Below are 18,410 nucleotides of genomic sequence, written 5' to 3'. Positions count from 1 at the left end.
TCTTGATGGTGACGGAAGAACCTTCGCCGGCCACGCTCTTGATGTCGATGGTGCCGCCGATCTGGTCGATATTGGTGCGCACCACGTCCATGCCGACGCCGCGGCCGGAGACCGAGGTGACGGTGGCCGCGGTGGAGAAGCCCGGCGCGAAGATGAACTTGTGGATCTGGGCTTCGGTCATCTTCTCCAGTTCGGCCTCGGTGACGAGGCCGTTCTGCAGCGCTTTCGCCTTGATCCGCTCGGTGTTCAGCCCGCGGCCGTTATCGGCGATGCAGATGATGATGTGACCGCCTTCGTGATAGGCGGAGAGCCTGATGGTGCCCTGCTCGCCCTTGCCGGCCGCGACCCGCTCGGCCGGCGTCTCCAGGCCGTGGTCGGCGGAGTTGCGCACCATGTGGGTCAAGGGATCCTTGATCAAATCGAGCACCTGGCGGTCGAGCTCGGTGTCGGCGCCGTGCATCTCGAGCTCGATCTGCTTGCCGAGTTCGCCGGAGAGGTCGCGCACGATGCGCGGCAGCTTCTGCCAGGCATTGCCGATCGGCTGCATCCGCGTCTTCATGACGCCTTCCTGCAGCTCGGCGGTGACGTTGGAGAGCCGCTGCAGCGGCACCTTGAACTCGGTGTCCTCGTTGCGGCGGGAGATTTCCAGGAGCTGGTTGCGGGTCAGCACCAGTTCGGAGACCATGGTCATCAGATGTTCGAGGGTATCGACGTTGACGCGGATCGACTGGTTGGCGATCTTGTCGGCGACCTCGCCGTCAGCCTCCACGGCGGCGGCGCGCTTGGCCGGTTTTGCTTTCGCCGTTTCCTTGGCCGTTTCCTTGGCAGCTTCCTTAACCTCAGGCGCCGGCGCAGCCTTGGCGACGGGTGCCGGCGCGGCTTCGGTCTCGGTCTCGCGGAAGGCGCGCTCGAGGTCGTCGAGCGAGACTTCGCCGGGACGCAGCGGGCGTTCCAGCACCTGCTCGACCAGCGTGCCCTTGGTCATCGCGGGCGCGACCGGCGGTGCTTCGACCACGGCAACGGGCGCGGACGCAACCGGCGCTTCCGCCGCATGGTGACCGCCTTCGGCCATCGCATGCAGCTTCTCGATCAGGTCTTCGTCGGTGCCTTCGGGCTCGGTCTCGGTGGCCTCCAGGCCCGCGAGGATTTCCTTGATGCGGTCGATGCTCGACAGGATCAGCGTCACGGCTTCGGCCTTGACCGGCATGCCGTCGCGGAATTTACCCATCAAGGTCTCGCCGGCATGGGCCAGTGCTTCCAGTCGCGGTAGCCCTAAGAAGCCGCAGGTGCCCTTGATGGTGTGGACCAGGCGGAAGATGTTATCCAGGATCTTCGCGTCGCTCGGATCCTGCTCGAACCGCACCAACTGATTGTCGACCGTATCCAGGCTCTCGCTGGTTTCGGTCAGGAACTCCCGCAACAAATCATCCATGAAACTGGCCTTCGTACGCACCGGCACGCGACATCGACGCGCCTTACGGAACAGGGCCAGCTTCTATGCAAAGCGTTTAATATTGGTTGAGCAAATGGAAAAGAACGGGATCAACAAAGAGATAAGACGGCAGAAATGAATTCTGCCGCCTGTTTTCAACCGTTGGTTAACCATGTCGGCGCGATGGCGCACTCAGGAGGCAGTAACGATTACCTTTTCCCCGTCGGGTGCAAGCGTCACGCTCAGCCCGCAGGCCTGCGCCAACAGCCGCGTATAGTAAGGCTGCACCGCATGCGCGTCGACGGTCGCCGTCGAACTCGCGCTCACGAGATTGGCGATGTTCTGCGGCACGCGCGCATTGAGGCCCGAAGACGTGACGCGAAAGCCCATCGTTTCACCGTCGCCGATCGGATCGATCGTCAGCGTGCCGCCGCGCGGGATCGTCTGCTGCGCGATGATCAGCATGTTCAACAGCAGCTTGACGCGGTTCTTCGGCAGCAACAGCCGCGGCAGATTCCAGGTGATGGTGATCTTGCCGTCCTCGATGTGGCCGCGTGCCATGGTCTGTGCATCGCCGAGATCGATCTGCGCGCCCGCCGATCCCGCAGCGCCAAACGCCAGGCGGCAGAACTGCAACCGTGCGGAGGCGGTCTTGGCGCTCTTGCGGATCAGATCGAGCGCGAAATCGCGGTCTTCGGGCTTCGGGTTGTCGTCAAGCACCTCAAGCCCATTGACGATCGCGCCAACCGGGCTGATGAGATCGTGACAGACTCGCGAACACAACAGCGCCGCAAGTTCGAGGGTATCGGGAGCCGGACCGGGAGATGAAGTGCCAGACATCATGGGTTCCTGGAAAGCCGCCGGTCGCAAATTGCTGGCGGACCGTTACGAATCACGCGTGCTTATCGGTTTGATACACTGCGCAGCCCCGTGCTGCCAGCAGGGGGCGGCAATGGTAAGGCAGGACGAACAGCAAATGGGCCGAGCTCATGAATGAGGCACGTCCACTCGATCGCGAGGCCGCAGCAGTGCTGATCGAACCACTGACCGAGATCGTGATCCGGGCCGGCGTCGCCATCCTTGCCGTCAACCGTTCCGCCATGAAGGTCGACGGCAAGACCGACGGCTCGCCGGTAACGGAGGCCGATCTGGCGGCCGACCGAATCATCGCCGAGGGCCTTGCCCGGGTAGTTCCCGAAATACCTGCGCTCTCGGAGGAGCGCGTCCAAACGTCCGCGCTGCCCTATATGGAGAGCTTCTTCCTGATCGACCCGCTCGACGGCACCAAGGAATTCGTCGCCGGCCGCAACGAATTCACCGTCAACCTGGCGCTGGTGACCCAGGGGACGCCGCTGCTTGGCATTATCAGCGCACCAGCGCTCGGGTTGATCTGGCGCGGCATTGTCGGACGCGGCGCGGAGCGGCTGACGCTCGGCAACGGCAAGCCGCTCGTCGAGCCTATACATACCCGCTCTTGCCCGCCGCGCGGCCAGCCATGGACTGTGGCGGTCAGCCGCTCGCATGGCGACGCCAGGACCGAAGCCTTTATTGCCGCAAGACCGGGGGCAGTACGGTGCGAGCTTGGTTCGGCGGTCAAATTGGGCCGGGTGGCCGAAGGCTCCGTCGATATCTATCCCCGGCTGTCGCCGGTCTCGGAATGGGACGTGGCCGCAGGCCATGCCGTCGTCGCGGCCGCCGGCGGCAGGATCACGGATTCAAGCGGCGGCGCCCTGCAATTTGGCACGGGACGGACGGGCTTCATCGTTCCGGAATTCATCGCCTGGGGCGATCCGAAGGCAATGGAATCGTAGCCCGGGCGAGCGAAGCGACCCCGGGGCCGGTGGTTTACAAGAACAATCTCTGTTCCATTTGGCCGACACTGTTCCCGGGGTCGCTGCGCTCGCCCGGGCTACGGCAGCTACGGCGTCTGTAATCTACTGCGCCAGCCCTTGCTCGAGCGCCGGCCAACGTGCGGTGGCTTCCTCGAGGAAACGCGCCGGCTCGGCGGCGAACGCATCGCGGTTATCCTCGCGGCCGAACAAGTAGAGCCGCTGGCCCGCAACCACCCAAAAGCGCGGGTTGCCTGCATAGGTTACTCCTCGCCCCAGATCGACCGGATCATAGCCGCCGAACTGAGGCCCGTAGATATCCGGATGCGCGACAAAGGAAGCGCGATTACCTTCGTTGCGGAAACGCCAGACGGCGCCGGCTTCGCGAGCCTCGAAATCGGGTAAACCCTCGACGGCCATGGATTCCGTAAAATAGGCGACGGGATCGAAGCCTCCGATGGCGAGGCCGGAATAGCGGTTCACCACCACGCGCTCGGTGGTCGCGGCGCGCGCGACGAAATCAAGGCTGGCTACGCAAAAAAAACTTGCCAATAAGGCAAAAGCGGCCATTTGGGGGCGCGAACCGTATCTTTCCTGCCGTTGTGCCGTCATAGTTGGTGCCGATAACATGCGAGTCGAGGGGACACTGGGCGCAACCTAGAGCCATGCTTGTTGGCGTCAGGTTAAGGCGGCGGCCAGATTTCGATGCCAGGGGTCTTTTCATGACGTTTGCTTCACGCCTTGCCGCGGTGACGTTTGCCGCGCTGATGTGCTGGACCGTGCCAGCTTCTGCGCAGCAGCCGCCGCCACCGGCGTACTCTGCACAGCAGCCGGGGCCCGGGCCTTACCCGCCACCGCAGCGCCAGCCGAGTCCCGACACCTTCGGGCCCGAAGAACTGGTCTCGGCCGGGCACAAATTCTTCGGCAACGTCTCGCGGGGCCTGGCGTCGGTCATCGAGCGCGCGGTCAGCCAATGGGGCCTGCCCAACGGTTACGTGCTGGGTGAAGAAGGCAGCGGCGCCTTTGTGGCGGGCCTGCGGTACGGCGAAGGCACGCTCTACACCAAGAATGCCGGCGACTTGCGTGTCTACTGGCAGGGGCCGTCGGTCGGCTTCGACTGGGGCGGCGACGGCGCGCGCACCATGACGCTGGTCTACAACCTGCCCGCCACCAACGCGATCTATCAGCGCTTCGTCGGCATCGACGGCTCCGCCTATATCGTCGGTGGCTTCGGCATGACCGCGCTGACCGCCAACAACATCGTGCTTGTGCCGATCCGTTCCGGCATCGGCTTAAGGCTCGGCGCCAATGTCGGATATCTCAAATATACGCCGCGGGCGACCTGGAACCCATTCTAAGCCCAGCTTCAAGCACAGACGCCAAAGTCTCCCCGGATGGATTCAGGTTAACGCGGCATCGGGCTGGCGCAGGGTCGGGCTGGCGTGGCATTGTGATTAACGATTCCTTGTCTGTGTGGAGTAACCATCCATGATCGAGCCGATCATGTATCTGGCGATCGGTTTTCTGGTCTCGATGTTGTTCGGCCTGATGATCGTGCCGCTGGTACATAACCGCGCGGTGCGGCTGACGACCCGGCGGCTGGAGGCGGCGACGCCGCTGTCGATGGCCGAAATCCAGGCCGACAAGGATCAGTTGCGCGCGGAATTCGCCATGTCGGCGCGGCGGCTCGAAATGAGCGTCGAGCAGCTCAAGAACAAGACCACCAGCCAACTCGCCGAACTCGGCAAGAAGAGCGATGCGATCAATCGCATGAAGATCGAGCTCGGCGAAAAGAACGCCACGATCTTTGCGCTCGAAGCGCGCGAGAAGGCGATGAAAGAGCAGCTACGCGCCACCGAAGAAGAATTCGCGGCCAAGACCGAACTGTTGCGCAACGCCGAGCAGGCGCTGACCGACAAGCAGGGCGAACTCGCCACGATCAATCACGAATTGAATGATCGTTCGATGATGGCGGACAGCCGCCAGGTCGAGCTGGTGGCGGTGCGCACCCAGATCGAGGAACTGAAGGGCCGCGTCGGCGACGCCGAGAAGGAATTTTCGGCAACCCAGACCCGCCTCGCGCAGGAGCGCGTCGAATCCGAGCATGCGACGCGCGAATTGACGGACGCGCGCAGCCGTGTCGAAAACTTGAGCCAGCGCGTCACCGATCTCGACCGGCAATTGATCGTGCAGGTCAAGGAAGCCGAGATGCTCGGCAACCGCGTCAACGACCTCGAAGCGCGGCTGGCGACACAAGGCAAGATCCTGGCTGAGCGCGAATACGAGAACAATCAGCTCCGGCAGGCGAACGAGAACGCCGAACGCGCCGCGCGCGAACTGCGCGAGGAGATCGCGGGCATGAGCGGCGGCAAGTCGCCGACCATGGAAAAATTGCGAGCTGAGAAGGCGGCGGTGGAAGAACAGCTTCGCATCGCCCGCGACGAGCGCGCGAAACTGCAGCGCGACATCAACGCGATCCAGCAGCAGGCCGAAAGCTCCTGGGCGACGGAGCGGATGGAAAACGCACTGCTCCGCGAGCGCATCAACGACATCGCGGCCGAAGTTGCAAAACTCGCGATGCAGCTCGAGGGACCGAATTCGGCGATCGAGGCCATGCTGGCGGCGGAACCGGCCGTGCCGAAAGTGCCGGCCCCCGCCAACGACGTCGCCGGTGCCGCCCCCGCCATGTCGGAAGGCGGCGGGACGCTGGCCGAGCGCATCCGCGCGCTACAGTCGCACGCTTCGCGGGCCCGCCAGCAGGGGGCGTAATTCCCCCGTCCCCGCGCGAAAACGCGAGGTCACGGCCCGACTGATCGCTTGACACTATAGGCCCGTCCTTCGTAAATCGCGGGCTCTGACGGGGCTCACTGTTCGCCCACACTTCCCGGACGCATAGCTCAGCGGGAGAGCGTTCCCTTCACACGGGAGAGGTCCAAGGTTCGATCCCTTGTGCGTCCACCATTCAAAGCCCCGCATGCCGGGGCTTTTGTCTTTTGGTATCCCCCATTCGGCAGATAGCCGCGTCACCAGCGCGACGCGTGTAGGCGCATCGAAATCGGCCTACCTATTCGATGCGGGCTTTTTCCTTCAGGTCGCGGATGCGGATTTCGGCCTCTTCCTTTGAGGTCACGATTTCGGACACGTCGGGGACGCGGGCCTCTCGGCTGAGCCTCTTCAATTCCTCAAGCTGTTCATGCGTGGGCTTTTCGGTCATGGGCACCTCCTCTGACGCGGCAACCGTGTCGAGAACGTCCTGTTCCCCTCGAGAAGTCCGTTGCGGCCGCCACAGGAAGAGAGAAAGGCGAAGCCGAGGCGGCTTTACTCCGGCGCCCTCATGCCGGGCGAGCGGAGCCATTCGTTTAGCCGAGATGCGGCTTCCATCTGTCGCGCCCGCCGCAGGAGCAGTTCCCGTGCCATGCCGGGCTGTGCCTCCCTTGCCGCCTCTCTGAAGCGCTTGGCCTCTTCCGCCAGCCGCTCTTCGAAGGTCTTCTCATGCTTGATGCGCCGTCGTGTTGGCATGCCCGTGTTCCTCGTTCACGAGGGCCATTGAAATCCCGTGCCGGATCGCCGTCTGTCCGGCACCAGACTCATTGGGCAGGCTGCTTCTTGTCCTCAATAAGTCGCGGCCCGTAGTTTGCCCGTCTTGCCGGAACACGATTCTCGGGGCGTCGTGGTAGCGGCACTTTCCGGGAGCGAACCATGCTTACAACCCTTCTTGTGATGGCGGCCATCACCATCATCGCGGGCGCCGCGCTGATCGCTGTTTCCGAACTCACCCGTGCGCGCCACCCGCAAGCCGGTCCGCCGCCGCGGCGCCGGGCGTTTTAAAGACGCGTCCCGCGTTCGCAGCCGAGCCTTTTTGCTGCAAGCCATCAGCCGAAAGGGCCCCAGCGGCGGCGCTGAGGTCCTTTCAGTCAATGTCGCATCGGGGATATGCGACACACGGTCCAATGCGGGCCTCAGATTTTCGTTCCTATCGCGCGATGGCACCGCGGGATCAAGTGCAGCCGCATTTAGCGATCGCGTCGATATCAAATTCGGCCAACTGCCAACCCTAGTGAATTAAATGCTCCCCGATCGAGATTATCATCTGAATTAAATTTACTTATATCCCGCTTCAGGAAGAGGTCGCGCAACGGCGGCCTTTTCTTTTCAGCCCAACGCGGCTGCGCCAATTCTGGCACAACCGCGCGTCGAATTTACATTGGCGGCTGAACTAATGGTCAAGCGGCATGCGGGTTAACAACCGTGTATCCGCGTAATGAACGCGCATGAATTCTCGTTGCGCGGCCGCCCGAGTTCGCATCGTATGCTATCCACGTATCGCCTTCGACATGTCGCTCTAGAACGAAAACGTGCCCACGCCGCGCAGCGACCATTCCGGGTGCTGGCGATGTCCGTGGAAAGCGCAGCCAGTTGGATGCGAGATTTAAACCAGGCACGATCCGGCCGAAGACGCGTATAGACGCGCCGCAGCCGCAGAACGAGCGCGGACAACCGGCCGGACGACCGCCGACCGTTTGACCGCGATCGACACGCACGTCCGCCAATTCGCGACCGTAACTCGGCGCGGTCGCTTGATGTGTGTAAGAATTAATCCGCTCACGACGGGGCTGCGAAAACGAGAAGTCGCAGGGCATGGTCACATTGCATTCGGGTATTTGAGCGGTGCGGGAAGGACGGGCTTCCGAGGCGATAGATCCGATTACAACAAGGACAGACGCGACGAGGATTTGTTTGAGCATGCAGGACTCCGATTTAAACGGTCCTGCCCCGCAATCAGAAGCCAATAATAGTTTGGCGAAAATGCGTTTGGAGCGCCCGGCAGTTCCATATGTGGAACCCCAGCTAACCGCGCCTGAACGCTTGGTTCAGAACGTGTTCATTCGCTTTGCCGTTAGTAATCCGCAGGAGGACCGAACATGGCAAACACGAATAACCGTTTCGATGCTGTAGGTGTTGTCGTCGATTGGATCGATGCCTGTAAGCAGCGGCGCCTCGACGCATTACTGGACCTGTATGACGATACGGCCACCGTGGAATGCCGCGAGAGCGGCAGCTTCAACGGTCGATCAGAGATGGAACGATATTGGCGGCCACGGCTCGCCAGGGCGGGAAACGACGCGTTCGCCATCGACGCATTGATGCCGGAGGAGGACGGCATTTCACTGGATTATCGTGGTTACGACGGAAGGATCATGAGAACGCATTTCAGCTTCACGCGATCCGGCAAGATCCGGCTCACGGCGTGCGAGCCTGTGAGATCCGCCGCATAACGACGAACGTCCAGTGCACGGCAAGACTGCTCGTGACCGGCGGCACGCGGGTCGCGCAGAGATGGAGCTACATCAGATCCCAAACACCCAGATCGCCACGATGGTGCCGAGTGTCGCTAGGCCACTGATGGTCCATCCGGTTGCATAGGAGATGTCGTCGTCGCTGGTGCCGCGCATTTCGTCGGCGCCTGTGGATGCAGACCGCCACTGCATGGCATTGCTCCAAAAAGCCTGCCCGCAAGTGTAACGTCGACCCGGGTTCCCGGTTCCGCTCTATCTGGAGGCCGTCGGAGAGAAGGCGCTAGAGCGTTTTCCAGCGAAAGCCTGCCCCGGACTTGATCCGGGGTGGACACCGGTTCGCGTCAAGAGAACACGTCAAAAACAAGAATCTAGAGCCCGGTTCTGATTCAATCAGAACCGGGCTCTAGATTCTTCGATCAGACGAAGGAAAGCCGGCGCGCGTCGGCCGGTGCGATCTCGTTTTCGTCGCCGACGATGATGGTGACCTTCCATCCCTCACTGGCCCAGACCCGCGCTTTGGCGACGGCCACCAGCATGCTGCTTCGGTCCATCCTGACGGTCTCGTCCTTGCGTTCCGCCACGATCCTGTACGCCATGCCACATCCCCTACGCACGTAGAACTACTGGGGAACGATGTTCGGATAGCGCTTTGGCCGCAATTGGCCGACAATTTGTCCAATCGGGGGCATGGTTAACGGCGCTGGGGACAGTTCAGCTCCTATTTCGCGGTGTTTCGCACCGCAAGCGCCGGTTTGGTCACACCGTCGAGCCCGGTCAGGATCAGGACGGTTAGCAGGGCGTTCTGCGGGCCGTACCAGGCGTTGGTTGGCTTGTACCATTCGTTGCGCGAGTGCCAGTTGCCGCCCTCGCCGCCGCCGCCAATGGTGACAGCCGGGATGCCGAGCGACATCGCGATGTTGGAATCGGTGGAGGAGCCGGCAAAGGTCGGCCGCGGCCCCTTGGTAACGGCAGAGACTGCGCGCTGGGTCGCCTGCACGATCGGCGAATCCATCGCGACAATGCCCGCCGGCCGCTCGCCGATCAGTTTCGCCTCGACCGTCATCTTGTCGGACTTCCAGCGCGCGTTCTCATCCGCCACCGCTTCCTTCACGAGTTCGAGCAGCCGCGCCTCTAGCTTGAGTAGTTCCTCGGTCGAATTCGAGCGCATGTCGACGGCCATCCGCGCTTCCGCGGCGATGGCGTTGACCGAGGTGCCGCCGATCACGGTGCCGACGGTAAACGTGGTCTTCGGATCGGACGGCGGCTGCAGCTCGGAAATTTTCGCGATCGCCCGGCCCAACGCGTGCGTCGCGCTCGGCAGTCCGAATTCCTGGAACGAGTGCCCGCCTGGGCCCCTGAAGGTGAACTCGTAGCGATGGCTGCCGGTCGCCTGGTTGACGACGCGGGTGATGCCAAGCCCGTCGATCGAGATGAAGCCGTCGATATCGCTGTGATCGCGGAACAGCGCCTTCACGCCGCGGAGATTGCCGAGCTCTTCCTCGCCGACGGTGCCGACGAACAGGATATCGCCGACGGTCGCGATCCCGTTTTCGTTCATCACCTTGATCAGCGACAGCAAGGCCGCAAGGCCGCGTGAATCGTCGCCGATGCCTGGCGCTACGATCGCGCCGTCTTTTTCCTTCACCGTGACGTCGGTGCCTTCGGGAAACACCGTGTCGAGATGCGCGGAAACCACGAGCTTGGGCCGGCCGCCGCCACTGCCCTTGCGTAGCGCGATCACATTGCCTTCGGCATCGATCGACGCATTCTTGAAGCCGAGCTCCTGCATCCGCTTCTGAAAATATTCGGCACGGACTTTTTCCTTGAACGGCGGCGCAGGGATTTCGGTGATGCGCTTCTGCTCGGCAAAGGTCCGCTCGTCGTCAGCCTTGATGTCGTCGAGCGTCTTGACGATTTTGGGATGGGCCAGAATGGCTTCCAGATCGGGCGCGGAAGCTTGCGCGGCGGCCTCTCGCACCAGGGCGTGCTGTGCGACGGCGACAAATGCGATGGCCATGATCGATCGACTAAGCGTCATCAAAAATCTCCCTTCGCGGGCTTCAGCCTGCGCTCAAGCCTGCATCCTTCAGCCGCTGCGCGAACCAGCCGGACATGGCCTGGTCGAGAACGCCGCTGGTATAGACCTCCGACATCGTGACGTGGGTCTTGCCCAGCGTCAGCAGGACGCCGATCCAGTAAGCGAACCACAAATGCGGATCGGTCAGCGCGCGCAGCTTGTGCTGGTCATGTTCGAGCGGCTGATGATTGGCTGATTTGCGCACCTCGATCGCGAGCAGATTGTTGGGAATGGCGCGCTGGTGCACCACGATGTCGGGATAGATCGACTTTGCGAGGTGATCGTCGCTGGAGACGGTCGTTCCGCGCGGCAGCCGCAGCGTGCGATCGCCGAGCCGGTCATATTCGCAATCGATGTCCCAACCCGGAAACTGCCTTTCGAACTGAACGGCCAGCCGATGCGTCAGCGCGCGCTCGCCGGCCTCCTTCTCGAGCAGAAAGGTTTCGCACGCATAGAACTCGTGCAGTGCGGCCACAACCTTGTTCAGCTCGGTCTGCATAACGCCTCCCAGCAAGGCGAGCGGTGACAGTCGCCTTACATCTGCACTTCGATCAGCCGCGGTCCCGGCTCGGCCACGGCTTCCGCCAGCGCCTTGTTGAAGTCGTCGGCATTGGCGACCGCGCGGCCCGGCACGCCCATGCCCTTGGCAAGCGCCACGAAGTCGAGGTCGGGACGGTCGATCTTGAGCATGTCCTGTGCGCGCTGCCCCGGCTCGCCGGCGCCGACGCCGTCGAATTCGCCGCGAAGAATCTGGTAGATCTTGTTGGCGAATACGATCGTGACGACGTTGAGGCCTTCGCGCGCCTGCGTCCACAGCGATTGCAGCGTGTACATCGCGCTGCCATCGCCGACCATGCAGATCACCTTGCGGTCCGGGCATGCCACCGCGGCCCCCGTCGCGACCGGAGTCGAGAAGCCGATCGAGCCGCCCATGTTCTGCAGCCAGTCGTGCGGGGCGGCGGCGGCCGTCGGCGGAAAGAAGCCACGCCCGGTGGTGATGGATTCATCGACCACGATGGCGTTTTCCGGGATCGCCATCGCAATCGCCTGCGCGATCGAGGCGTGCGTCAGCGCGCCGGTCGGTTTTGCGATTTCGACCATCTTTTGCGGTTGCCGGTCCTGCGGCTGCGCGTGCAGCGCGCCAGCCAGCGCTTCCAGCGCGGCAACGGAATTTTCGGCGCCCGTGGTCATGCGGTGCACTTCGCACCCTTGCGGCTTCAGCATGCTCGGCTTGTTCGGATAAGCGAAGAATGCGACGGGGTCGTTGGCCTCGACCAGCACGATATTCTTGAAATCCTTCAGGATCGGCAGCGCCTGTTCGATCACGTAAGGGATGCGGTCGATCGCGAACCGGCCCCGGCCGCGCGCCATGCGCGGATTGTAGGTCTGGCCCATCACCTTGCAGCCGGTCTTGCCCGCGATCTGGGCAGCCAGCGCCAGCCCGTGCTCGGTCAGCGCGCTGCCGGTCATCAAGAGCAGCGTCGACGCGCCGCCGTTGCGCAGAACCTTGGCGGCGTTGTCGACGGCCTGCGCGGAATAATTGGCGCGCTGGCTTTCCGCCGGCGCTTGCGCGATGCCGTCGGCCTCGTTCCAGGCCGTGTCGGCCGGCAGGATCAGGGTTGCAATCTGCGGCGGCGAACTCCTGGCGGCGGCGATCGCGGCCGCGCCATCGGCGGCAACGGATTTGGCATCCGGCGAGGTCCGCACCCAGGACGACATCGGCCGCGCCAGCCCTTCGATGTCTGATGTCAGCGGGGCGTTGTAGCCGATATGGTAGGTCGCGTGCTGGCCGACGATGTTGACGATGCCGGAATTGGCCTTCTTGGCGTTGTGCAGGTTGGCAAGACCGTTGGCGAGGCCAGGCCCGAGATGCAACAGCGTCGAGGCCGGCGTGCCCTTCATGCGGTAATAGCCGTCGGCAGCTCCCGTCACCACGCCCTCGAACAGACCGAGCACGCAGCGCATCCCCTCGACCCGGTCCAGTGCGGCGACGAAATGCATCTCCGAGGTGCCGGGATTGGTGAAGCAGACGTCCACCCCGCCCGCGACCAATGTCCGCACCAGACTTTCCGCACCGTTCATGGTCTCATTCCCCTTCGCGCTTTGTTCTTAAGAACCGCTGACGATCAAACATTGTTCGCACGTTTCGTCAAAGGTTTAGCGGGACAATGCAGCCATCGCGTAGGGCATGTTGCCTTTTTTAACCGCGGTGTTTGAAAATGGCCGTGGTCACGGGCTCGTTGCTTGCACGATCGCCGCAATTATGGCCTGTCTCGACCTGCACATTCAGATTTTTTCGCGAGGGAGAACAATGACCCGGGCTTTTGCTTTGCTGTTTGCGGCGATCGCGATGCTGGCGGGCGCCGGCCACGCGCAGGCCCAAGGTCTCTTTATCTTTGAAGACTCGCGCGACATCATGGGCGGCGGCCCCGGTTTCTTTCGACCCGGCATGCCCAGCGGAGCGAGTCCGATCCCGCGCACGACCGTTTACTTTGCCGGCAATTACGCTCCCGGCACGATTCTCATCAGCACCGCCGAGCGCCGGCTCTATCTCGTGCTCGGCAACGGCCAGGCGATCCGCTACGGCATTGGCGTAGGCCGGGACGGCTTCCGCTGGAGCGGAACCCACCGCGTCAGCGCCAAGAAGGAATGGCCGAGCTGGACCCCGCCGGCCCAGATGCTGCGGCGGCGGCCGGACCTGCCGCGCCACATGCCCGGCGGCATCGACAACCCGCTCGGCGCGCGGGCGATGTATCTGGGCTCGACGCTCTACCGCATCCACGGCTCCAACGAGCCCGAGACGATCGGACAGGCGGTATCGTCCGGCTGCTTCCGCATGACCAATGAGGACGTGACCGATCTCTATAGCCGCGTCCGCATCGGCACACCGGTTATCGTGAGGAACTAGGCCATAGCCATCCCGGAATTGGGCGTCATGCGCGCAAGCGCTTGATCGAGCCTTTCAAGCCTTGCACGCGCGCGCCAATTGCTGCAGCGTTGTTTGAATGCGCACGCCCCGCCGATTCCTGTATGTACGGACGCTAGCGGCTGCTCTTTGCGCCGCGGCACTCGGCGAAACCTTCACGCCGTACACGGCCTTCGCCGATATTCCCGCCATCGCGCAGCGTCAGCGCACCGAGAAAAAGATCTTCACCGACAGCGAGATCGTCGAAGGCTTTCTGAAGATCGCCTTCGGCGCCGAATATCATCTCGCCGGCCGTGTCGACCGCATCCGCAAATATGACGGGCCGGTGCGGGTGTTCGCCGACGGCACGCGCGCCGACCGCAAGGCGCAGCTCGCGAAGATCGTCGCCGACATCGCCGCGCGGGTTCAGCACCTCGACATCGCGATGGCCGAAACCAGCGAAGACGCCAACGTGCGGGTCAAGCTGGTGCGCGACCGCGATCTCCAGCGCACGATTGCGACCTTCTACGGCAGCGAGCGGGCGCGCCAGATTCGCTCTTCGCTCGACCCGCAATGCCTGTCCGGCTTTCGCAAGAACGAGAAATTCGAAATCGAGCATTCCGACGTGATCCTCACCGTCGACAATGGCGACTTCGTCTTCTTCGACTGCGCCTATGAGGAATTGCTGCAGTCGCTCGGGCCGATCAACGATACCTCGACCGTGCCCTGGACCATGTTCAACGACAATGTGTCGAGGGGCTATTTCGACATCTACGACCAATACCTCCTCAACCTTCTCTACGATCCCCGGATCAAGCCCGGCATGACCGTTCAGGAGGTCAAGGCGCTGCTGCCGGATGTGCTGGCCGACGTGCGCACCTGGGTGCGAAAGGTTAACAACCTGCCGCAGTGAGGGGCGGCGGGGCGAATCCGTCTCGGCCCCCAAATCGGGGCTATCCACTTTTTTCCAATGACAACGCCAAGTTTTATCGATGAAAGGTTGTGACTTCCAAGAGCAAATCCTGTCTAATGGGGTCATGGGTGCTTCCTATAAGTCCTTCAAATGAGCGACCTGCCGCGGATCCAGGCCTTGCGCTGCTTCATCACCGTGGCCCGCGAAGGCACGGTTTCGCGCGCGGCCACCTTGCTGCACCTGACCCAGCCTGCCGTCAGCCTGCAATTGAAGGGCCTGGAGGAGAGCACGGGCTTGCAGCTTTTCAACCGGACGCCGGGCGGCTTTACCCTGACAGAAGCGGGTGCCGCCCTGCTGCCGCTGGCGCATCGGACGGTCTCGGCGTCGGCAGATTTCAGGACAGCGGCGGATTCCCTGCGCGAATCGCTGCGGGGCACGTTGCGCGTCGGCACGATCCTTGATCCCGAGTCGATCCGGCTCGGTCCGTTCGTGCGAAGCCTCGCCACCTCCTCGAAAAAGACCGAAGTCTTCCTCCGCTACGGCATGACCGAGGACGTACTGGCGCAGATCGGCAGAGGCGAGCTCGACGTCGGATACTATATCGATGCCACGCCCGCCGAGTTCCTTACGTCAGGGATGCTGTCCGAACGCACCATCGACGATGGCAAGTTCCAGCTCATGGCGCTAACGCGCTTCGACTACCGCGTGATCGCCCCACGCGCATGGAGCGGCAAGGTGGTGAGCAAGGACTGGGTCGATCTCGCCGACCTGCCCTGGATCGGAACGCCGCATGACTCGGCGCAGCGGAGGCTGCTCGACGACGTGTTCCGGCCGATCGGCTCATCGCCGAAGCGCGTCGCCTTCGCCTATCAGGAAGAAGCCATGATCGATCACGTCGAAGGCGGCAATGGCCTCGGCCTCGCCCGCGACAGCGTGCTCGCCCGCATCACGAGCAAACGGAATTTCGTGATAGTCGACAAGGTGGCACTGACCTGCGACCTCGGTTTCGCCTGCCTGACGCCGCGACGCCACGAGCCGATGATTGCACAAGCCTTCTCAGCCATGCAGGCGGTGTGGGACTTGAAGCCGGCCGGCGCGGCGCCTGCGCCGATCGAAGCGGCGAGATCACGGAAGAGCGCGCGCAGGTAAGCCAGCCCGATCAGATCTTGGCGCTGCAGATCGATTTCAGTGCCTTCCATTCCTCTGACGTCAACAGCGGCGGCCCGCTGGCCGGCGGGTCTTGCCGGCTCATCCGTGCCAGCCGGTCCTCGCTCAAAGGATGGGTGGAGATGATGGAGAGGCCCTTGCCTTCCTTTCCAGTGACCCGAAGCAGCAATTCCCCGGTCGGCTTCGCCGGTCGGCCGAGCCGGTGCATGACGTCGATCGCAAAACTGTCGGCATCGGTCTCGGCTTCGCGCGAATGCGACGACGTCACCAGCGTGCGCGAGCCGAAGATCAGCGCGCTGGAGCCCGTGATATCGCCGAACAACAATCCGATCAGGAACGAGGTGCCGCCGTTGTGGATCATTGCGCGCATGCTGTCGCGATGCTTGAGATGGCCGAGTTCATGGGCCAGCACGCCCGCGATCTCATCGGCGTTCTCAGCCTTCGCCAATAATCCGTTGAACAGATAGACCTTGCCGCCCGGCAGCGCGAATGCATTCGGCACCGAACTCGACAGCACGCCCGACTGCACCGAGGTGTCGAGACCCGCGGATTCCCGAAGCGCGGTCATGAGTTTGGTGAAGGCCTTTTGCCCGGCGGCATTGTCGCACACCTTGGCATCGAACATCGTCTTGACTTGGCTGTCTGCGACATCGCCGAACCGCCGTTCGAACGCTTCGGGCACCAGCGGCGTGAGGCGATCGGCCGCGAGCGGAAGTCCGAACAGCACCACGGCGACGATGGAAGCCGCGGCCGCGAGCGACCAGCCGACGATGGCGGCAACGCCACGGCGGCCGATCATGTGGTCATCGATGTTGGTGCAGCGCGAGACCAGCTCGTTGGCAAGCTCCTTGTCGCGAATCTCCAATCGCGCCAGCGCGGGCGCGGTCAGGCAGCTCAAACGCAGCACACCGGCCGGACTGTCGGCGCGGCGGACGTCGGCGTAGGTCCACGCCGCCAGCGTTTGTTCGCCCTCGTCGATTTCGAGCCGGTCGGCAAAGCGGAGCGTCACCATGCGCCGCCGGCTCGACGTTCCGTCAAAATAGGTCACCGAACCGAGCGCGGTCGATTTTGCAGGCGTTGGTGTATCGCTATCCATGACCATCAGGACTCTGAAGCATCAAAAGCCGCCGACATCGAGGCCGTCGGCAAATCCTTCGCCCAGCGCGCTGGCCATTCCGCCGCGCGCCGAAACGTTGGCGGCGGTCTCGATACCGCTGACATTGATCGATCCGAGCACCCTGACCCAGAGATCACGCAACAGATAGACCCGGATCACGATATTCATCGCCAGCGCGAAGGCAAGATAGCCGATACCGGCGAGCACCAGAAGCGGGATGCTCTTCGCAAATTCCTGCGACTTGAAAAATTCGCTGAATGAATCCCCGCTCATGCTGGCGACCAATACCGCCGACAGCGCAAGGTAGGCCGAGAACACCAATCCGAGCACCACGATCCAGCCGATGACTTTCCAGTACAGGCCGATCAATGCGCTCTTGGGCAAGGACGATTCGACACGCACGCCACCGAACCGGATGCCCGACAGCCACCAGCGCCATTCGATCGCCTTGAAGGCCCCGTAGATAAACGGCGCGAGCGGATACACCATCATGGCGACGGGCGCCAGCAGCCACAGCCACCAGCCGCGCTTGAAAAACTCCCAGCCGCGCCCCTCAAAACTGCCCTGCAGGTCGCCGTAGAAGGTGTGGCGCATCTTGTAGCGTTCGAGCGCGGCCGAGCGCCACGGCAGCGCCAGCCCAAGAGTGAGTGCCGACAACAGTCCCCACAGTGTCGCCCGCGCCGCGTAGGCCCAGCCCGATCCGGTCATCCAGAACCGCAGGCCGCGCCACACCGTGCGCGTCAGCCGGTAACGGCGCGCGCGGTAAATCGCGAACTGCCCGAACACGTAGAAGAACGCGACCAGCGGAATACTGGCAAACGCCTGGATATGCTCGGCCTCGAGGCCGATCAGAAAATAGCCGAGATAGACCGGTACCAGGATCGCGAGCGCGACTAAAAATCCGATCAGCAATTCCTTACCACGGCCGGTATATTCGGCGGCGTCGCCATCGACATGGGTGTTGGCCCAGAGATGGCGGCGGATGTCGGTGAGCAGCCAAAACCGGTAGAAGCCGAGGGTGACGAATTCCAACCCGGCGCCGCGCTTGACCAGATCAAAGAATTCGCCACGGCTGCCCGAAAACGCCACCGGCATCGGCGGCGGCACAGGCAAAGGCTGCGGTGGCGGCACCTGCGGCGGCCAGCTCATCTGATTCATGGTTCAACTCCAGCGCGAACGATAGCGGATCAAACCACAGATTTGCCGGCCGTTGTGTGACCCAGGCCCCACACATGCATTGAAGCTTGCGGATTTGAGGCTGGGCGGAGCCGTCGCGCCACATTGGGATCACCTGCGTTGAGAGCCCCCTCATCCCAACCTTCTCCCCGCAAGAGCGGGGAGAAGGACCAAAGGCTACGCCGTCTTTTCGAACAGCTCCCGCCCGATCAGCATGCGGCGGATTTCGCTGGTGCCGGCGCCGATCTCGTAGAGTTTTGCGTCGCGCAACAGCCGTCCGGTCGGGTAGTCGTTGATATAGCCGTTGCCGCCGAGCAGTTGGATGGCATCGAGCGCGCATTGCGTCGCCTTCTCGGCGGCGTAGAGGATCGCGCCGGCGGCGTCCTCGCGCGTGGTCTCGCCGCGGTCGCAAGCCTTTGCCACCGCATAGACATAGGCGCGCGAGGCATTCATCGTGGTGTACATGTCGGCGATCTTGCCCTGCACGAGTTGAAACG

At 63.0% G+C, this 18,410-nt stretch carries 21 protein-coding genes and 1 tRNA gene; 9 read left to right on the top strand and 13 right to left on the bottom strand.

Going from position 1 to position 18,410, the window contains the following annotated elements; genetic code table 11:
* The coding region (locus LMTR3_RS20465; RefSeq protein ID WP_141686716.1) for a chemotaxis protein CheA at nucleotides 1-1,432 on the bottom strand (1,432 nt) is incomplete at its 3' end.
* 192 nt (nucleotides 1,433-1,624) lie between these two features.
* On the bottom strand, nucleotides 1,625-2,272 hold the full coding sequence (gene chpT, locus LMTR3_RS20460) for a histidine phosphotransferase ChpT (protein ID WP_065746849.1): 648 nt from the start codon (nucleotides 2,270-2,272) through the stop codon (nucleotides 1,625-1,627).
* 149 nt (nucleotides 2,273-2,421) lie between these two features.
* Between chpT and LMTR3_RS20455 the strand changes: the two genes are divergently transcribed.
* A complete protein-coding gene (locus LMTR3_RS20455) occupies nucleotides 2,422-3,243 on the top strand; it encodes a 3'(2'),5'-bisphosphate nucleotidase CysQ family protein (protein WP_065746848.1) in 822 nt (273 codons plus the stop codon).
* A gap of 123 nt (nucleotides 3,244-3,366) precedes the next feature.
* Here LMTR3_RS20455 and LMTR3_RS20450 read toward each other — a convergent pair whose 3' ends face one another.
* Nucleotides 3,367-3,831: a YHS domain-containing (seleno)protein gene (locus tag LMTR3_RS20450; protein ID WP_065746847.1), complete on the bottom strand. Its 465-nt coding sequence runs from the start codon at nucleotides 3,829-3,831 to the stop codon at nucleotides 3,367-3,369.
* A 152-nt stretch (nucleotides 3,832-3,983) separates the two neighbouring features.
* On the opposite strand from LMTR3_RS20450, the gene LMTR3_RS20445 reads away from it, so the two are divergent.
* The 3 genes from LMTR3_RS20445 (at nucleotide 3,984) to LMTR3_RS20435 (ending at nucleotide 6,222) form a co-directional block, all read left to right on the top strand.
* Entirely contained in the window at nucleotides 3,984-4,619 is a 636-nt protein-coding gene (locus LMTR3_RS20445) for a DUF1134 domain-containing protein (protein ID WP_065746846.1), read from the top strand.
* Nucleotides 4,620-4,749: 130 nt separating this feature from the next.
* On the top strand, nucleotides 4,750-6,030 hold the full coding sequence (locus LMTR3_RS20440; protein WP_065746845.1) for a coiled-coil domain-containing protein: 1,281 nt from the start codon (nucleotides 4,750-4,752) through the stop codon (nucleotides 6,028-6,030).
* A gap of 117 nt (nucleotides 6,031-6,147) precedes the next feature.
* Nucleotides 6,148-6,222: transfer RNA gene (locus tag LMTR3_RS20435), tRNA-Val, on the top strand.
* Between the two features lie 103 nt (nucleotides 6,223-6,325).
* On the opposite strand, the gene LMTR3_RS38610 is transcribed toward LMTR3_RS20435, so the two are convergent.
* Nucleotides 6,326-6,475 (bottom strand): hypothetical protein, encoded by a 150-nt coding sequence (locus tag LMTR3_RS38610; protein ID WP_176721951.1) that lies wholly within the window; start codon nucleotides 6,473-6,475, stop codon nucleotides 6,326-6,328.
* 104 nt (nucleotides 6,476-6,579) lie between these two features.
* Nucleotides 6,580-6,780 (bottom strand): hypothetical protein, encoded by a 201-nt coding sequence (locus LMTR3_RS20430; protein WP_028351264.1) that lies wholly within the window; start codon nucleotides 6,778-6,780, stop codon nucleotides 6,580-6,582.
* Between the two features lie 180 nt (nucleotides 6,781-6,960).
* Between LMTR3_RS20430 and LMTR3_RS39850 the strand changes: the two genes are divergently transcribed.
* Both LMTR3_RS39850 and LMTR3_RS20425 read left to right on the top strand, forming a co-directional pair.
* On the top strand, nucleotides 6,961-7,089 hold the full coding sequence (locus LMTR3_RS39850) for a hypothetical protein (protein ID WP_283809310.1): 129 nt from the start codon (nucleotides 6,961-6,963) through the stop codon (nucleotides 7,087-7,089).
* Nucleotides 7,090-8,183: 1,094 nt separating this feature from the next.
* Entirely contained in the window at nucleotides 8,184-8,537 is a 354-nt protein-coding gene (locus LMTR3_RS20425) for a nuclear transport factor 2 family protein (protein ID WP_065746844.1), read from the top strand.
* 72 nt (nucleotides 8,538-8,609) lie between these two features.
* Here LMTR3_RS20425 and LMTR3_RS38605 read toward each other — a convergent pair whose 3' ends face one another.
* The 5 genes from LMTR3_RS38605 to LMTR3_RS20405 form a co-directional block, all read right to left on the bottom strand.
* Nucleotides 8,610-8,750, bottom strand: a complete 141-nt coding sequence (locus tag LMTR3_RS38605) for a hypothetical protein (RefSeq protein WP_176721950.1) — start codon at nucleotides 8,748-8,750, stop codon at nucleotides 8,610-8,612.
* A gap of 224 nt (nucleotides 8,751-8,974) precedes the next feature.
* The gene (locus tag LMTR3_RS20420; protein ID WP_141686714.1) at nucleotides 8,975-9,154 is read right to left on the bottom strand and encodes a hypothetical protein; all 180 of its coding nucleotides are present in this window, start codon (nucleotides 9,152-9,154) and stop codon (nucleotides 8,975-8,977) included.
* Nucleotides 9,155-9,276: 122 nt separating this feature from the next.
* Entirely contained in the window at nucleotides 9,277-10,596 is a 1,320-nt protein-coding gene (locus LMTR3_RS20415) for a M20/M25/M40 family metallo-hydrolase (protein ID WP_065746842.1), read from the bottom strand.
* 22 nt (nucleotides 10,597-10,618) lie between these two features.
* The gene (locus tag LMTR3_RS20410; protein WP_065746841.1) at nucleotides 10,619-11,134 is read right to left on the bottom strand and encodes a hypothetical protein; all 516 of its coding nucleotides are present in this window, start codon (nucleotides 11,132-11,134) and stop codon (nucleotides 10,619-10,621) included.
* A 35-nt stretch (nucleotides 11,135-11,169) separates the two neighbouring features.
* On the bottom strand, nucleotides 11,170-12,717 hold the full coding sequence (locus LMTR3_RS20405) for an acetolactate synthase large subunit (protein WP_065746840.1): 1,548 nt from the start codon (nucleotides 12,715-12,717) through the stop codon (nucleotides 11,170-11,172).
* Nucleotides 12,718-12,946: 229 nt separating this feature from the next.
* Between LMTR3_RS20405 and LMTR3_RS20400 the strand changes: the two genes are divergently transcribed.
* The 3 genes from LMTR3_RS20400 to LMTR3_RS20390 all read left to right on the top strand — a co-directional run bounded on the left by LMTR3_RS20400 (nucleotide 12,947) and on the right by LMTR3_RS20390 (nucleotide 15,602).
* Nucleotides 12,947-13,543, top strand: coding sequence for a L,D-transpeptidase (locus LMTR3_RS20400; protein WP_065746839.1), 597 nt, complete (start codon nucleotides 12,947-12,949; stop codon nucleotides 13,541-13,543).
* Nucleotides 13,544-13,640: 97 nt separating this feature from the next.
* Entirely contained in the window at nucleotides 13,641-14,453 is an 813-nt protein-coding gene (locus tag LMTR3_RS20395) for a DUF2927 domain-containing protein (RefSeq protein ID WP_065746838.1), read from the top strand.
* A gap of 150 nt (nucleotides 14,454-14,603) precedes the next feature.
* Nucleotides 14,604-15,602 carry a LysR family transcriptional regulator gene (locus LMTR3_RS20390; RefSeq protein WP_065746837.1) on the top strand — a complete coding sequence of 333 codons (999 nt, stop codon included), beginning with the start codon at nucleotides 14,604-14,606 and terminating at the stop codon, nucleotides 15,600-15,602.
* A gap of 10 nt (nucleotides 15,603-15,612) precedes the next feature.
* Here the strand turns inward: LMTR3_RS20390 and LMTR3_RS20385 are convergent, their stop codons facing one another.
* The 3 genes from LMTR3_RS20385 to LMTR3_RS20375 form a co-directional block, all read right to left on the bottom strand.
* Nucleotides 15,613-16,722, bottom strand: coding sequence for a M48 family metallopeptidase (locus LMTR3_RS20385; protein WP_065746836.1), 1,110 nt, complete (start codon nucleotides 16,720-16,722; stop codon nucleotides 15,613-15,615).
* Nucleotides 16,723-16,737: 15 nt separating this feature from the next.
* A complete protein-coding gene (locus tag LMTR3_RS20380; RefSeq protein WP_065746835.1) occupies nucleotides 16,738-17,895 on the bottom strand; it encodes a DUF898 family protein in 1,158 nt (385 codons plus the stop codon).
* 195 nt (nucleotides 17,896-18,090) lie between these two features.
* Nucleotides 18,091-18,410, bottom strand: a 320-nt coding sequence (locus tag LMTR3_RS20375) for an acyl-CoA dehydrogenase family protein (protein ID WP_283809309.1), incomplete at its 5' end; no start/stop codon positions are given.

The sequence above is a fragment of the Bradyrhizobium sp. LMTR 3 genome, from assembly GCF_001693485.1.
Taxonomy (GTDB): Bacteria; Pseudomonadota; Alphaproteobacteria; order Rhizobiales; family Xanthobacteraceae; genus Bradyrhizobium.
The sequence above is the reverse complement of the archived record's forward strand: the minus strand, read 5'-3'. Positions and strand labels throughout refer to the sequence as shown.